This is a genomic window from Mucilaginibacter sp. 22184 (genome assembly GCF_052045695.1).
Taxonomy (GTDB): domain Bacteria; phylum Bacteroidota; class Bacteroidia; order Sphingobacteriales; family Sphingobacteriaceae; genus Mucilaginibacter.
The window spans coordinates 50,957-66,095 of the sequence record NZ_JBQEPI010000004.1; the positions used below are offsets into that span (position 1 = coordinate 50,957).

The 15,139-nt window shown below is 43.2% G+C and carries 15 protein-coding genes and 1 pseudogene; 9 read left to right on the forward strand and 7 right to left on the reverse strand.

The window, feature by feature from the left end:
* Window positions 1-114: 114 nt before the first annotated feature.
* On the reverse strand, window positions 115-771 hold the full coding sequence (locus ACTJKG_RS10165; protein ID WP_440739125.1) for a 4'-phosphopantetheinyl transferase family protein: 657 nt from the start codon (window positions 769-771) through the stop codon (window positions 115-117).
* A 763-nt stretch (window positions 772-1,534) separates the two neighbouring features.
* Here ACTJKG_RS10165 and ACTJKG_RS10170 point away from each other — a divergent pair.
* Both ACTJKG_RS10170 and ACTJKG_RS10175 read left to right on the forward strand, forming a co-directional pair.
* Complete coding sequence (locus tag ACTJKG_RS10170) at window positions 1,535-4,555, forward strand: PAS domain-containing sensor histidine kinase (RefSeq protein ID WP_440739126.1); 3,021 nt, start codon at window positions 1,535-1,537, stop codon at window positions 4,553-4,555.
* 21 nt (window positions 4,556-4,576) lie between these two features.
* Window positions 4,577-4,936, forward strand: coding sequence for a response regulator (locus ACTJKG_RS10175; RefSeq protein WP_440739127.1), 360 nt, complete (start codon window positions 4,577-4,579; stop codon window positions 4,934-4,936).
* 136 nt (window positions 4,937-5,072) lie between these two features.
* On the opposite strand, the gene ACTJKG_RS10180 is transcribed toward ACTJKG_RS10175, so the two are convergent.
* The 4 genes and pseudogenes from ACTJKG_RS10180 to ACTJKG_RS10195 all read right to left on the reverse strand — a co-directional run bounded on the left by ACTJKG_RS10180 (window position 5,073) and on the right by ACTJKG_RS10195 (window position 6,951).
* Entirely contained in the window at window positions 5,073-5,237 is a 165-nt protein-coding gene (locus ACTJKG_RS10180) for a PCC domain-containing protein (RefSeq protein WP_371742468.1), read from the reverse strand.
* Between the two features lie 20 nt (window positions 5,238-5,257).
* Window positions 5,258-5,488 (reverse strand): annotated as a pseudogene (locus ACTJKG_RS10185) (PPC domain-containing DNA-binding protein); the annotation flags it as partial.
* 99 nt (window positions 5,489-5,587) lie between these two features.
* Window positions 5,588-6,304 (reverse strand): DUF3307 domain-containing protein, encoded by a 717-nt coding sequence (locus tag ACTJKG_RS10190; protein ID WP_172336556.1) that lies wholly within the window; start codon window positions 6,302-6,304, stop codon window positions 5,588-5,590.
* A complete protein-coding gene (locus ACTJKG_RS10195) occupies window positions 6,304-6,951 on the reverse strand; it encodes a hypothetical protein (protein WP_440739128.1) in 648 nt (215 codons plus the stop codon). Before ACTJKG_RS10195 ends, ACTJKG_RS10190 begins: the two co-directional genes overlap by 1 nt.
* Before the next feature lie 191 nt (window positions 6,952-7,142).
* Here ACTJKG_RS10195 and ACTJKG_RS10200 point away from each other — a divergent pair, with 191 nt between their 5' ends.
* From ACTJKG_RS10200 to ACTJKG_RS10215, 4 genes are all read left to right on the forward strand, one after another.
* Window positions 7,143-7,829, forward strand: a complete 687-nt coding sequence (locus ACTJKG_RS10200; RefSeq protein WP_172336554.1) for an NUDIX hydrolase — start codon at window positions 7,143-7,145, stop codon at window positions 7,827-7,829.
* An 85-nt stretch (window positions 7,830-7,914) separates the two neighbouring features.
* Window positions 7,915-8,811: an NUDIX domain-containing protein gene (locus tag ACTJKG_RS10205; protein WP_172336553.1), complete on the forward strand. Its 897-nt coding sequence runs from the start codon at window positions 7,915-7,917 to the stop codon at window positions 8,809-8,811.
* A 4-nt stretch (window positions 8,812-8,815) separates the two neighbouring features.
* Window positions 8,816-10,228, forward strand: a complete 1,413-nt coding sequence (locus ACTJKG_RS10210) for a nicotinate phosphoribosyltransferase (RefSeq protein WP_440739129.1) — start codon at window positions 8,816-8,818, stop codon at window positions 10,226-10,228.
* 7 nt (window positions 10,229-10,235) lie between these two features.
* Window positions 10,236-11,141: a ribose-phosphate diphosphokinase gene (locus tag ACTJKG_RS10215; protein ID WP_440739130.1), complete on the forward strand. Its 906-nt coding sequence runs from the start codon at window positions 10,236-10,238 to the stop codon at window positions 11,139-11,141.
* Between the two features lie 49 nt (window positions 11,142-11,190).
* Here ACTJKG_RS10215 and ACTJKG_RS10220 read toward each other — a convergent pair whose 3' ends face one another.
* Together ACTJKG_RS10220 and ACTJKG_RS10225 are read right to left on the reverse strand one after the other, a co-directional pair.
* Entirely contained in the window at window positions 11,191-11,850 is a 660-nt protein-coding gene (locus ACTJKG_RS10220) for an NAD(P)-dependent oxidoreductase (RefSeq protein ID WP_440739131.1), read from the reverse strand.
* A gap of 26 nt (window positions 11,851-11,876) precedes the next feature.
* Complete coding sequence (locus tag ACTJKG_RS10225; RefSeq protein WP_440739132.1) at window positions 11,877-12,353, reverse strand: hypothetical protein; 477 nt, start codon at window positions 12,351-12,353, stop codon at window positions 11,877-11,879.
* Between the two features lie 182 nt (window positions 12,354-12,535).
* Between ACTJKG_RS10225 and ACTJKG_RS10230 the strand changes: the two genes are divergently transcribed.
* The 3 genes from ACTJKG_RS10230 to ACTJKG_RS10240 all read left to right on the forward strand — a co-directional run bounded on the left by ACTJKG_RS10230 (window position 12,536) and on the right by ACTJKG_RS10240 (window position 15,047).
* Window positions 12,536-13,162, forward strand: coding sequence for a MarR family winged helix-turn-helix transcriptional regulator (locus tag ACTJKG_RS10230; protein WP_440739133.1), 627 nt, complete (start codon window positions 12,536-12,538; stop codon window positions 13,160-13,162).
* A 65-nt stretch (window positions 13,163-13,227) separates the two neighbouring features.
* Window positions 13,228-14,022: a DUF5995 family protein gene (locus ACTJKG_RS10235; protein WP_172336547.1), complete on the forward strand. Its 795-nt coding sequence runs from the start codon at window positions 13,228-13,230 to the stop codon at window positions 14,020-14,022.
* A gap of 161 nt (window positions 14,023-14,183) precedes the next feature.
* On the forward strand, window positions 14,184-15,047 hold the full coding sequence (locus ACTJKG_RS10240) for an alpha/beta fold hydrolase (RefSeq protein ID WP_216650621.1): 864 nt from the start codon (window positions 14,184-14,186) through the stop codon (window positions 15,045-15,047).
* Window positions 15,048-15,139 lie beyond the last annotated feature (92 nt).

Consider the following 15,139-nt stretch of genomic DNA (forward strand, 5'->3'; position numbering starts at 1 on the left):
CAGGCAGAAATAAATTCCTGTTTAAACTTTATCGGTCACGGTATCTTATCCAGCGGTTTCATTTTATGAATTTTAGTTAATTGAGTAATATTCAAATGAGTATTTAATATCACCTCAGCACATTAAACCTTCATCTATAAATTCGGGAATCAGCTTGTCTTTTTGAATTTCGTAGGGCCTGGTTGTAGTAGCCATTATACAGCAATATGTCGGATCGATCTCTATTTCAGTTAAGAAAAACAGCTCCTGCCGGTATAACCAAACACCTTTGTGCAGTATTTCAAAACCGGTCATATCACGTTGTATGCCCAGGCCTTTTGCTTTTAAAATGGCCTCTTTGGCTGTCCATATTTTAAAAAACTCAAAATTTTTGCGCTGCGACTTTTTAACATAGGCGAGCTCGCTTGGCGATAACGCACATGAAAGTTTATCAGGATCGATCTCTACAATTTTTTCAATATCAATCCCGATCTGCTGCTCGTTGGCCACGGCGCAAACAACATAATCGCCGGAATGACTAATGTTGAATGATACACCGGCGCCATTAAGTAATGGTTTGCCATTTGCCGAATAAGTAAACGCTGACAGATTCTTTTCGACGCCCTCAAATTCGTTAAGCGACTGAAATAAAAGCAACTTACCCAACAGTGATGCCTGTTTGTCTTTTAACCGGTAAAAACTTTCAATTTTCTGCCTTTCCTGATCCGGTATTATAGAAAACAGGTATGCTATTGCCGCTGCTGACAGCTGGGCCCTGTTTTCAGCATACATCAATTTAATCATATACAATTTTCTTCTGTATTCATAGAGAATCCCTAATAGTTTGTCGGTACCTATATCTCTTAAAAGCTCATCAATAATTGTTTTGATCAACTTGGGCGCATACAATATTTTTATACTTCATAGTGTCAGATGTTATGAATGGTTTGTTTTAGTCAGAATGATCGGCATAGTCAGTTGCAAACAGGTTATCTCATAGCTTTAAAAGCCGGCGGCAGGATTCAGATAATCTCTTTTTTTAATGCAGTTAATAGAAAAAGCGGTTTTAGTAAAGGTTAAGTATTGAAAAAATATCTTCGCTTTAGCTTTCCTTCTTTTTATAAAAGTGAAACTTATTTACGTATTGAGCAATCCGTGTTTTCACTGAATTTGATACCGTGAAAACACAGGTTGTTAACGTTCGCTCATTCGCATAATTAAGTACCTTCTTTAATACCATGTTTCCATTTCTATCTTTATATTCTTTCACTATCTTTTCAGCATCGTAATGGGTGATCTTTCCTAACCGGGTAAAAGGTATTCCCGTTATCGCAAAGGGTCTGCAATTTACCGTATGAAATAGTTTAAGTTTAGTCTGTATTTCTATTAAGATAAAAAAGGCACCTTAAAAAACACCCGGTTCGATTGATTTATCCTCAAATACTTCCCGCAAATCATTTAACATTATCAATATGATGAGATGATACTGTGACATAACCCTGAACCAAATTTTTCAGCTCAAACTATTTGTTGTTTTTGGGGTTTTAAACTATCGATGACTTCGCTATCCAATCAGCTCCATCCTTCAACACGATCTATTGCAGAACGCGATGGACGTTTTCGCGCCTTGGTCACTGCTATTTCTGATATAGTTTATGTAATGAGTCCGGATTGGCGTGTTATGTATCAATTAGATGGCCGCGGCTTTTTACCCGATACACCAGAGCCGAGCGATGACTGGATGCAAAAATATATTTTAGCAGATGACATGGCCATCGTGCAGGCCGCTATTGTGGATGCCATTGAAAACAAAAGGATGTTTCAGCTTGAACATCGTGTATTGCGCGCGGATGGTTCACCTGGCTGGACTTTATCAAGAGCCGTACCTATTCTAAACGAAGAAGGCGAAATCATTGAATGGTTTGGAGCCGCCAGTGACATCACTGAGCGCCATCAGATACAAGAAGAGCTGCGTACGAGTATCGATCATGCGGAACAACAAAAACGTTTATACGAAACGATCACCAGCAGCACACCTGACCTGATCTATGTCTTCGACCTGAGTTACCGCTTTACTTATGTTAATCGGGCATTGCTCAATATGTGGGGCAAGACCTGGGATACGGCCATCGGCAAAGGGCTTCGTGAAAACGGTTATGAAGAATGGCATGCCCAAATGCATGAAAGGGAGATCGACCACATCAGGCTAACTAAACAACCAATCCGCGGCGAGGTCTCTTTCCCCCATGTTGAATTGGGAAGCCGTATTTATGATTATATCTTAACCCCTGTTCTAAATGAGGAAGGCGAGGTTACTGCCATTGCAGGCACCACGCGCGATATTACCGATATCCGCAAGGCCGAGGCCAAATCACTGGCGCTTAATCAGGAATTGAATGCTGCCCAGGACCAATTAAACTTTGCCCTGACAGCTGCGGGCATTGGTACCTGGGATTTGAATATTGCCACACAAGTAGTTCTTTGGGACGATCGCTGCCGGGAATTATTTGGTTTCCCACCGGATTGCGAAACAAGATACCGTGAAGTATTGCGATACATACATGATGACGACCGCCGTCGCATCGACAAGGCGGTACAAGCAGCGTTGGAACCGAATTCGAATGGTTATTATGATGTACGTTACCGCACCGTCGGTGCGACAGACAAACGTCTGCGCTGGGTGCACTGCAAGGGCCGGGCATTTTTTGACGCAGAGAATCAGCCTTACCGCTTTGCAGGAACTGTGCAGGACGTAACCGATGAGGTTATCGCCAGGCGACGAGAACAGCAACTGCTTAGCCTGGTCAGTCATAACAGTGATCACATGTCCATTGCAGATATGGAAGGGCGGATGATCTATATGAATGAATCTGCAAAGCAACTTTTAGGTGTAGATCCAGATGAAGATTACACGCTGCTCCATACGAAAGACTTTTATGAGCCAAAAGAGCTGGTCCGCATACAGCATTTACTCTTGCCGGGCATCGATCCGGAAAAAAGCTGGAAAGGCATCACCCGGCTGAAAAACAAAACCACCGGCGAGGTAATTCCCTGCGAGGTAAGCTATATGCAGGTCACCGATCCAGATACCGGCGAGGTGATCGGGCACGGAGCAACGGTAAGAGATCTTCGTCCGGAGCTCAAAGCACGCGCTGAACTACAACGCCTGGCAACTATGGTAGATGTTAGCGAAGATTTTTCCAACTACTGCGATACTGAAGGCCGGACGCTTTACCTGAATCAGTCAGGTAAAGAATTGATCAGTTTGAATGAACATGAATTTAAGGATGTGCCGCTATATGATTATCATAGCGAGGCCTCTAATCACCTTATCCGCCAAACCGTGATCCCCACCATCTACCAGGAAGGTCGTTGGTCGGGGCGTTTGGAACTGGTGAATCAAAAAACCGGCGAAATCATCCCGATCCATAAACAGATGTACCTCATCCGGGAAGATATCACCAATGAGCCGGTGGCCATCGCTGGTATCGCCCGTGACCTTCGTCCTGAAATCCAGGCGCGGGAGGCTTTAAATAAAGTCATCCGAGAGATGGCCTTTCTGGCAGATGCTATCCCGGCAGTAGTTTGGACAAGCACGCCCGAAGGACAATTGGATTACGTCAACAAGCGTTGGCATGACCTGCACCCGGGACAGAAAGATAACCCATTGGGTGATGCCTGGTTAAGCAATTTACATCCAGATGATGCGCAACGTGCCCAAATAGCCTGGACACAGGCGATCAATACTGGTGAACCCTATCATATTGAGTTTCGTATACGTGAAGGAGAAGAATATCGATGGTATCTTGTTCAGGCTTTACCGCTGCATGATGATGAAGGCAGGATCGTCAAATGGTATGGTACGAATACAGATATCCAGTTCCAGAAAGAATTACAGGCGCAAAAGGACAATTTCCTGGGCGTGGCCAGTCATGAGCTAAAAACCCCCGTTACCAGCATCAAGGCTTATGCGCAGGTTCTCGAGCGGATTTTTCAAAATAATGGTGACGCAAAAAGCGCCGAACTTGTCGGTAAAATGGATCGGCAGATCAACCGCCTGAACAGTCTTATCAGCGACCTGCTGGATGTGACCAAGATTAACAGCGGCCGGATGCAATTCAATGAATCAGTCTTTTCCTTCAGCGAACTTGTCGCGGAGATGGTGGAGGATATCCAGCGTACGGCGGTCAACCATATCATTAAGCGGGAGCTGAATTTTGATGGTGAAATTACGGGCGATCGGGACCGGCTGGGTCAGGTGATTACAAACCTTCTCACTAACGCGATCAAATATTCACCAGACTCGGGCCGCATTATGGTTTACACACATCGGGAAAATAACGAAATCCAGTTATTTGTCCAAGATTTTGGCATAGGGATCAGCCCGGAAAAGCAGGACAAAGTATTCGAACAGTTTTATCGGGTCAGCGGGACGCGCGAGCACACGTTTCCAGGTCTGGGACTGGGACTTTACATCTCAGCCGAAATTGTCCATCGTATGGGTGGCCGTATCTGGGTAAACTCTACGGAAGGCAAAGGATCGACCTTTTGTGTCGCGTTGCCTGTAACTAATTGATCAATTAAAAAAAGCGAGATATTGAAACGAATTTTATTAGCAGATGATGATGAAGGAATTGTAGACGCCACCATAATGATGCTGGAAATGGAAAATTATGAGGTGATGCCCACTCTGTCCGGGCAGCGTGTAATTGAATTGGCCCGGCAACAAATACCGGACCTGATCGTCATGGATATCTGGATGTCGGGCATCGATGGACGCGACGTTTGCCGTGCATTGAAAAACATACCGGCATTAAAAAATATTCCCGTATTGATGATCTCCGCCAGCCGGGAAACCCGACAATCCGCGCTGGATGCCGGTGCTGCCGATTTCATCGAAAAACCCTTTGATATAGATCACCTCCTCAATAAAGTGGGTATACTCATGGCGAGTTAACAGGAACGATAATTGAATATTTCGTACATCACCCTAAAGATTCGCTATGAAATATCTGAAAATCATGACAGAAATAACCAGGTTTCCATACATTCAGATGAGCAGTATGCGGACCGCTGAACAAGTCAGCATGTTTTTATACTTTTATTAAGGGAATACAAAAGTTCTTATCCATTTCCCGTTTCAGGTGAGCCGGGACTTCTGTGATTATAACTTCCAGTGTCGGGTGAATAATACTCTCAAGTAAATGCCCTCCATGGGCGGCACCATCGCATTTGCCGAGTACGGCATTAGCATGAATCTGTGCCGGTCTTTGTACATAGAGATATCGCCGGTAATGCTAAACACTTCCATTTGTTCATTAAAATCGATTTTCTCATGGTCCTTTTTCTCAAAGTTGAAAAAACCGACCGTAGTTTCACTGAACGCACCGATAAAAGTAAAGGAAGCGGCGGGTAGTTTTTGTTTGGTAGCGAATGTTTTCAGACAGGCCATGACCTCATCATCCGTTTCGAGTATTAGTGCGAAAGTTTGCTGAGGATTATTGTTCAATAGTTTTCAATTTCGCCAACAAAATACGATCCCATCGAGATCACAAAGAGCCTCACAAATGTGAGGCTCTTTGTATTTATAGCATGTTTAACCCGCCAATCAGGCCTTTAAAATATAGCTCACTATTACCCCAACAATTGCGGCCGATGAAAAACTAATCAAAGTGCCTACCAAAATATATTCCGTTTTCTTTTGCTCCCGGTCATCCTTATCACCAAAACGCAATATAGATTTAGCCGCCATTAAAAAACCTAAAGCGGTATATTGATTACTTATAATAAATGTCAATATCAAAACCCGTTCACATCTACCAATCCACATACCGGCTTTGCTCAATCCTCCGGCATTCATGCCGGCCTCTCTTTGCCATTTTTCTGTTGCTTTACCAATAGCGATTCCCAACGGGCCAATTACCAAATAATAGGACAATATTAATATCCAGAAATGCGATGAGTTTAAGTACTTAATTGCCCATTCCACTATCACATGGCTATTAAAATAAACAGTTATCCAGATCAGAAAAATAACAGCCAGGTGCAGTAACTGATCAAACAAAAAATAAATAAAGTTATTAAGACGATGACTTTTCCAGATATCTATCGCCAAATGACTCACCATTACAATCAATGGGATATACCACTTGCTCCAATCCCACAAAAGCACATAGGTTAATATGGTTATTACCAACACATGGTAATACATTTGCGGCGCTTTTCCCTTTTTCCTTTCTTTAGCTTTCACCCAACCCTGGGGCTGAAACAGAAAATCACCCAATAGATGCGCCAATAGTAACCGTAATAAAATACCCAATTCCATTATGTAAAATATTGCTTGTTTAGTTCACTATTTATATAACTGATGCCCTTTTCAACTTCCTTCCACCTTGCTGCTCTTAAACTTTTGGCAACAGCAGGCTGACTCATTTTTAGCGCCTTCGCTATTTTGTCCTGCGTGCTATCTTCTATACTTAATAACTGATATATAGTTTCCGCCTGGCTTATCGTCCAACCCTTTATAATCAGGTTAATATACATTAGTATCACCTGGTAGGTATTAGTTTTAGCCTCATCAAATATAGTGAGCCTCATGATCTCCTCTTTATCCATCTTATCAAAGTTTCTCCCCGAAAGATGAAACGCTTCTCCATCAGAATCCAGAACATTTTTACCAAGATACGCTATTTCACCAATTCCAATCGAAAGCCTGGTACCTAAACGGGTAAGACTATCTTTTCCAGAATTCAGCCTAAACCAACATATCAATCGGATACATTTGTTTAAAACCTCATTGATATCATCTACTATAAATTGATAACTATCGCCCCTAAATATCGCCGCATCCGAGGGGTGCTTAACCATCGATCTTAATAGGTGCTCGGTATCGCTAACTAATTTACCACGTTTTTGATCTGATAACCTGGTAAAGTTTTTAATATCCCCCGTAACCACTCCATATATCTTCATAATTCTAATATTAGCATATACTAAATTATAACTAATTTTAGTTATATCAAAATATAATAACCTTTTTTAGTTATAATTATAAAAAACAACCAAATTAAGTTATATTAAACAATTATAACTTCTCAGGCAAAGTCCCAATATAAGCCCCAGGCTACGCTTGATTGCTTTACGCATATTGATAACTTTGTAACATGTCAGCCTCTCAAAACATTAAGGTAGCCGTTGACGCGGTTGTATTTGGATATACTTCAAAAGAAGGATTATCGGTACTATTGATCAAGCGAAATATCAAACCCTATAAAGACAACTGGGCCTTACCAGGCGGATTGGTTAGCGATAATGAATCGCTCGAAGACGCCATTCAGCGCGAACTAAAGGAAGAAACAGGTATCAGCATCAATTACCTGGAACAACTATATAGCTTTGGCAAACCAGATCGCGATCCGCGCAACAGGGTAATATCCATTACGTATTATGGCCTGGTAAAACCGGATGCATTTGAAATTAAAGCCGATACCGACGCCAGCGATGTGGCTTGGTTCAATATCAAAAACCTGCCTCCTTTGGCTTTTGATCATGACCAGATAGTTAATGTGGCCCATGACCGCCTTAAAAGCAAAATGCTTTACCAACCCGTGGGTTTTGAGCTACTGGAAGAAAAGTTCCCTTTTTCTGAACTGGAAAAATTATATATGGCCGTTCTCGACCGCCCAATCGACCGTCGTAATTTCAAAAAAAAGATCAGCAAATTTGGTTTCCTGGAAGAAACCAATGAAAAGCAAGCGCTCGATGGTGCTGGCCGGCCAGGAAATCTCTTCCGTTTTAACGAAAAGAAATACTACCAGCTGCAAAAACAAGGCATCAACTTTGAAGTTTAAACACTCAGGATTAAATAAAAAGTAAAAAATAATTTGCGTATTAAAAACGCATATTTATATTTGCGTATAATTAACGCAATTAGTTATGAAAACAGGAGTAATAATAGCACGTTTCCAAACCCCATATTTACATGAGGGGCATCGCCAGTTAATAAAACAGGTAAGTGATAACCATAACAAATTGATCATCCTGCTGGGTGTTAGTCCGGTAGCTGGTAGTCGCAAAAACCCTTATGATTATCATACCCGAGAAAAAATGATCAAAAAGGATTATCCCGAGATCATTGTATTACCGGTAAGCGATCATCCGAGCGACAGGGTTTGGTCCGAGACATTGGATAATCTATTAAAAAGTGTTTTCCCATCAGAGCATTTTTGCTTGTATGGCAGCAGAGACAGCTTTATTCCCTATTACTCAGGCAGGTTTGAAACCGTAGAGTTACCTGAACATGGCGATTATAATGCCACCGAACTTCGTAAACAATACGCCGATAAAGTATTTGATTCCAATGACTTTCGGGCAGGTATATTATACGCCTACTATAATCAATATACTAAGGTTTACCCTACGGTTGATATAGCCATGTTTCGCAATGACAAAACCGAAATACTGCTTGGCAAAAAAGCGGTTAACAACAAATGGCGCTTTATCGGCGGTTTCTCAGACCCGGAAGATGCCGACTATGAAAGCGCGGCCAAACGCGAGCTAATGGAGGAATGCGGCAAAATGGAAATCACTGAAATGACCTACGAAACTTCCCGCAAAATAAACGATTGGCGCTACCGCAACGAAGCCGACAAGATCATAACCCTATTATTCAGCTGCGATTACATAGCTGGCTCGCCAGCAGCACAGGATGATATTATCGACCTTAACTGGTTTAATATATCCGATCTGCCGCAGATGCTTACCGATGGATTTATCAGCGATGAGCACCATGAGTTATTTACCTTCATCATCAACAAATACCTAAAACACTAAAGCCATGAAACGTGAAAATCTGATTCTTCTGGCCGACGCATATAAATACGCCCACCATAAATTTTACTACCCCGGCACCACTCAAATATACAGTTACCTGGAAAGCCGCGGCGGACTTTTTGACGAAACCATTTTTTTTGGTTTACAATATTTTCTAAAAGAATACATTCAAGGACAAGCATTTACACAACAGGATATTGATGAAGCCGATGGCTTTTTACAACAGGTGTTTAGCCGGGGTGATGTATTTAACCGTGCCAAATTTCAATACATCCTGGATAAATATAACGGCCATCTGCCCATCAAAATAAAGGCAGTAGCAGAGGGTACAGCCGTACCCACCGGCAATGTATTGATGACTATCGAAAACACCGACCCGGAATGTTACTGGCTCACCAACTTTTTAGAAACCTTGCTCATGCAGGTATGGTATCCATGCACTGTAGCCACGCTAAGCAACCAAATCAGGAAAGTGATCACTCAATACTTCCAGGAAACCGCTACCGACGGCACGGAAGCAGGTATTGATTTTGTACTGAACGATTTCGGTTTCCGGGGTGTGAGCAGCGTAGAGAGCGCCAAACTAGGTGGAGCCGCACATCTCATCAACTTCAGCGGAAGCGATAACCTGGCCGGCAGCAGTATGGCCATCAGTTATTATGATGCTCAAAAAGTTTATGGATTGAGTATCCCAGCAACTGAACACAGCATTTGTACCCTGCTGGGTAAAGAGGGTGAGCTGGAGGTTTTCAGGCATGTATTGAAAAGCTTCCCTACGGGTACTATTGCCTGCGTGTCTGACAGCTACAACATTTTCAGGGCTTGCGAGGAATACTGGGGTACAGAACTGCGTGACGAGATCCTGAACCGTGAGGGCACGCTGGTTATCCGTCCTGATAGCGGCGATCCAATTAGGACCTTGCAGGAGATATTTGAAATACTTTTTTGCAAATTCGGATACACCGTTAATGCCAAAGGTTACAAAGTTTTACCCCCACAATTGCGGGTAATCCAGGGTGATGGTGTTAATTACGCCGAGATCAAAAACATTTACAAAACACTAAAAGAAAACGGCATCAGCGCCGAAAACCTGGTATTGGGCATGGGTGGAGCCTTATTGCAAAAAGTTGACCGCGACACCCAAAAATTCGCCCTCAAATGCAGCAGCGCCGTAATCAATGGTAAAGAAGTGGCTGTAGAAAAAAGTCCGACTGAAATGGATGCACAGGGCAACATTACCGAAAGCTACAAAAAAAGCAAGGGCGGCCGTTTAAAACTGGTAAAAATAAACGGCACATTTAAAACCGTTAAAGAACAAGAACATACCGACCTCAACGATCATCTGCAAACTATTTTTGAGAATGGCAACCTAATAAATACTATTACTTTTGAGCAGGTAAGAGCAAATGCCAATTGATATATCCATGAAGAAGTTACTATTTAATATAACCGACTACGACTACCTGGCCGAAAGAGTATTAACTTCCGGCTTGTTTGAAAAAGGCGAACTGGAAGTAAGCCATTTTACCGATGGAGAACGCTATCAGCGCATCATCTGCAATGTAGAAAATCGCGATGTGGTACTGCTTGGTGGTACCGTATCTGACCAGGCTACGCTTGAACTGTATGACCTGGCATCATCATTGGTAAGCTATGGCGCTAACTCACTAACCCTGGTAATACCCTACTTTGGCTACTCAACCATGGAACGCGCGGTATTAAGCGGCGAAATTGTAACCGCCAAAACCAGGGCAAGGCTTTTATCATGCATCCCCCGCTCTAATCGGGGTAATAAAGTTTTATTGTTCGATCTTCATTCCGAAGGTATCCAATACTATTTTGAACACGGCTTGTATCCTGTGCACGTTTACTGCAAAGATATCGTAATAGCCGCAGCCCGTGAATATGGTGGCAACAATTTTGTAATGGCCAGCACCGATGCAGGCCGCGCCAAATGGGTGGAGTCGCTGGCCAACGATATGGGCGTAAACGCGGCCTTTATCCTCAAACGCAGACTCAAGGGCGATCATACCGAAGTGAGCGCCATCAACGCAGATGTATCGGGCAAAACCGTGATCATTTACGACGATATGATCCGCTCTGGCGGCAGTATCATCAACGCCGCGCAAACCTATAAAAATGCCGGTGCAGGCGACATCTACGTGATCACCACGCACGGGCTTTTTGTGAACGACGGTATCAACAAGCTCAAAAATTCCGGACTGATTAAGAAATTGATCTGTACCGACTCACACGTCAATACCCAATACATTGCTGATGATTTCACTGAGATACGAAGTATAGCGGGACTCATCAGTTCCAATCTATAAAGCTTAGCAGAGACGCGAATATGCGTCTCTGCAACCTATGACCATTACATCAATAAGCTATTTCAACTGTAGTTCTGATAATTGCAGGGTTATTGATGTTGTGAACAACAAAATGTGCCACATCTGCACGCGATATTTTCAGGCAGTTCTTTAGCCAGTCATTAATAGCCGTACGGTAATGCCCTGTTGCCCGTTGATCACTGAGCTGAGGGGGCCTGATGATCGTCCATTTTGCCTCGCTTGCTTTAACAATGATCTCCATCCGGTGCAGATCGGCATACATATATTTTAAGAGTTTCTGGATAATGTATTTGGCTATAAATTGAACAAAGCGCGGTATTACCGGACTTATTTCAATAGCCGAGGCCGATATAAAGAAAGCCCGTTTAACTCCCACATTTTCCATCGCGTGCAAAAGGTTCGCGTTTCCCTCAGAGTACAAAGTAGTAGGTTTATCACCAAACATTCCTCCCTTAACACCAATGGCCGATACAACAGCATCTTTGTCTATAAGGTATTTTTCAAATGTGCCGGGTTTCAGCAGATCGCCCTGAACCACCTCCAGGTTCGGGTGCTTGAGCGGCAGGTTAGCCCGGTTGCGAACCAGGGCGGTAACGCGGTGCCCCGCATCCAGGGCCAATTCAACGCATTGCCTGCCAATGCCGCCATTAGCTCCTATAATCAATAATTTGTACAGTTGATTTTCCATTCAGATATGGGTGGTTGTTTTGATGATCAGTTGAATTTAAATACACTCAGAAAAACGATGAGCAAAAAAAGACATAATTGCAGCAGGAAAAAGCGGTTTAACCGCTCCCGCAAAACAAATGCTTCCGCTATCAGTATGGCGCCCGAATTGGCTACTGCGTTTCTGAGTTTGGTTCCTTGTCGACGGCCGGTAAGTATCCCGTTAAGTATCAGAATAATCACCAGGCCAAATTTTATCCTGAACCATAGCTGTTCGCCAAAAACACCATGAGTTATAGCCATCATGCCTATACCCGTTAGTACAAGCAGGGCCGCTCCAATACCAATCAACCTGGATGAATTGGAGGTTGATTCCATCAATCCGGCAGGGTTAGAATTGCCCTGGTCAATTTGTTTCCAAAAGGTTTTAAATACCGAGTAATCAACAACGGTGGTACCGGCCATCATAACCAGGCCCGAAAGATGCAGCACAAGCAAAGTTTGAAGAAGGATCTGTAAGTTCATAAAAATGAGTTAAGTTTTAATGATAAAACCAGAAAACAAATACGATCAGTTGAATAGATGCTTAGTTCAAAATACTTTCTTTTGGTTGTATTTTGAAATCAAATTTATACCTTTTAGCACTAATAAAGATAAAATATTATGCCATTTTTATGTAAATTTGCTACCAAAAGGAAGTAATTACATTGAATAAGACGGTAGAATTAGTTAAGCTATGGGGCGCCTATGAGGAGCAAAACCCAAATGCTACATTAGATAATTTTTTCAGACATCAACTATCGCTGATCGCAACAGCACCCGAAAAAACCGATCAGCCTGAAAAACTAATACCGGACATCAATGGCCGCCTGATGATCCTGCTGCGGAGGATAGCGAAATACCACATCACTTACTCCAACAAAGCGCTGGAAGGCACCGGCTTTGACCAGATAGAAGAATTTGGCCTGCTGGTGACCATTTATAACGAGGTAAACCCCATCAAATCCGAAGCTATTTATAACAACATCATTGAGCTTTCAAGCGGTACCAATATGCTTAACCGCCTCAAAAAAAGGGGGCTGGTAAGTGAGTACGCCGATACCGAAGATAAACGTGTAAAAAGGCTCCAGGTAACCGAAAAAGGCAAGCAAGCCTTAATGGTAGCCAAGGACAAAGTACAGCGGGTAGCCAGGATGATGACACACGGTTTATCAGACGAAGACAAGCAAATGTGCATCCAACTGCTTACCCCAGCCAATGATCGCTTCAACGGTATGTTCCAGAAACAAAAGAGCAAATCATTTGACGAAATATTTAAGGAGATGACCTCCTGATATAGCATTGGAGTTTAGCGGGTATTGTTTAACTTTATGGCAGTACCACTTAAACCTGAACATCTATGCCCGCCAACACCATTAATGAGGTCATTAACGCCCTGCAAACCATTATTACCGATAGTATTGCCACCAACAACCGTTTAGGATACTTCGCTGCGTTGTATTATAAAGTTACTGCCGCCGTGCGCGATGGTATTGCTAAAGGCCAGTTTGAAAATGGCCCCCGCATGGAAAGATTCGACGTCATTTTTGCCAACCGTTATTTGAATGCGCTGGACGCATGGAAAAAAAAGAAGCCCCTGAGCGATTCCTGGCGAGTAGCTTTTGAAACCGCCGAAAGATCATCACCCCTTGTATTACAACAATTACTACTAGGGATGAATGCCCATATCAACCTCGACCTGGGTATTGCCGCGGTTGAAGTATCCAATGGCAATATGGATGGTGTACAAAAGGATTTTGACGCTATCAATACCATTATTTCGGCGTTAACTTACGAGGTGATCAGCGAAATCAACCGCATATCGCCCCTTATTTCTTTACTGGGCCTGCACTCCTCCAATTATTCTATCATTATCCAGTTTAGTATTAGTAATGCTCGCGATGGCGCCTGGTGCTTTGCCGAGGACCTGCTCGGCAAAACAGGCTCTGCTTATACCGATTGCATCAACGCCCGCGATAAAACCATTACCCAATTGGGCGTTGGACTTGCCCATGCCACCGGACTTATGCGCATTACCCTTTGGCTCATCCATGTTTTTGAATGGAAAAATCCGGCAAAGATCATTAAGGAACTGCATGAGTATCAGAAAGAAAAAATAACCGTAAACCCTGTTACAACAGCCCCTGCCGTGTAAGCTATCTTGCTTTCATTGTAGCAATTCCGTAGTTTTATTGATCTATTACAGTAGTATTCTGGTTAGTATTCTCATTTGTCGCAAAGAGCCCTTTAATTGTCGGATATGCCCATTTAGCAATCAGATTAGTGGCTGTACATTTGGATATGAAATTTACAACGATGAAGAACGCAATCAGTAATAAACTCACTCACATCCCATTAATGATTATGGCCATGATGACAGCCGGCAGCGCCACACAAGCCCAAACAATAGCACCAGGTAAATACGCCAACGTAAACGGCATCAAAATGTATTATGAGATACACGGGACCGGGAAACCACTGGTATTGATACATGGTGGTGGTTCAACCCTGAGCACATCTTTTGCCCGCATCATCCCTATACTGTCCAAAACTCACCAGGTAATTGCTGTCGAAATGCAGGCCCACGGTCATACCAGCGATCGCGACGCTCCTGAAACTTTTACCCAGGATGCCGATGACGTTGCCGAACTGCTACGCCAGCTTAACATTACCAAAACCGATGTACTTGGTTTCAGCAATGGCGGCCAAACAACGCTTGAAATAGCCTTGAGGCATCCCAAACTGGTCGACAGGCTCATCATAGCTTCGGCGTTTTATAGCCGCGATGCCGTACCGGCAGCTTTCTGGGAAGGTTTCAAAAACCCAAAATACAGCGATATGCCGCAGATTTACAAGGACGAGTACCTGAAAATAGGCAACCAGGCTGGGCTCACTAATATGTTTAATAAAGACGTTCAGCGTATGAGCGTTTTTAAAGGCTGGACCAAAGAACAAATAGCATCTATCCAGGCACCAACCCTGGTAGTCATCGGCGATCATGATCTGGCCACTCCTGAGCACGCCGCCGAAATGTCCCGCCTTTTACCTCACGGTCAGCTGGCTATATTGCCGGGGCACCATGGCGAGTATTTTGGCGAAGCCTTTTTCCCGAACGCCAGCAACAAAAAGGTCGAAAGTTTTAGCATGATAGTTGAGGATTTCCTTACAACATCTAATTAAGGAAATATTGAACACCAAACAGGGAATACTGAATAATGAAGTAAAAAATCGGTGTTGGGCATTTAAAATACAAAATTAAACCACTCTAAATC

Excerpts from the sequence above, each read along its gene's own strand:
- ACTJKG_RS10205 (WP_172336553.1), top strand. The coding sequence starts at position 7,915 with ATGAAAACAGGAGTAATAATAGCACGTTTCCAAACCCCATATTTACAT.
- ACTJKG_RS10235 (WP_172336547.1), top strand. The coding sequence starts at position 13,228 with ATGCCCGCCAACACCATTAATGAGGTCATTAACGCCCTGCAAACCATT.
- ACTJKG_RS10225 (WP_440739132.1), bottom strand. The coding sequence starts at position 12,353 with ATGAACTTACAGATCCTTCTTCAAACTTTGCTTGTGCTGCATCTTTCG.
- ACTJKG_RS10215 (WP_440739130.1), top strand. The coding sequence starts at position 10,236 with ATGAAGAAGTTACTATTTAATATAACCGACTACGACTACCTGGCCGAA.
- ACTJKG_RS10220 (WP_440739131.1), bottom strand. The coding sequence starts at position 11,850 with ATGGAAAATCAACTGTACAAATTATTGATTATAGGAGCTAATGGCGGC.
- ACTJKG_RS10195 (WP_440739128.1), bottom strand. The coding sequence starts at position 6,951 with ATGAAGATATATGGAGTGGTTACGGGGGATATTAAAAACTTTACCAGG.
- ACTJKG_RS10240 (WP_216650621.1), top strand. The coding sequence starts at position 14,184 with ATGAAGAACGCAATCAGTAATAAACTCACTCACATCCCATTAATGATT.
- ACTJKG_RS10210 (WP_440739129.1), top strand. The coding sequence starts at position 8,816 with ATGAAACGTGAAAATCTGATTCTTCTGGCCGACGCATATAAATACGCC.
- ACTJKG_RS10165 (WP_440739125.1), bottom strand. The coding sequence starts at position 771 with ATGTATGCTGAAAACAGGGCCCAGCTGTCAGCAGCGGCAATAGCATAC.
- ACTJKG_RS10190 (WP_172336556.1), bottom strand. The coding sequence starts at position 6,304 with ATGGAATTGGGTATTTTATTACGGTTACTATTGGCGCATCTATTGGGT.
- ACTJKG_RS10170 (WP_440739126.1), top strand. The coding sequence starts at position 1,535 with ATGACTTCGCTATCCAATCAGCTCCATCCTTCAACACGATCTATTGCA.
- ACTJKG_RS10200 (WP_172336554.1), top strand. The coding sequence starts at position 7,143 with ATGTCAGCCTCTCAAAACATTAAGGTAGCCGTTGACGCGGTTGTATTT.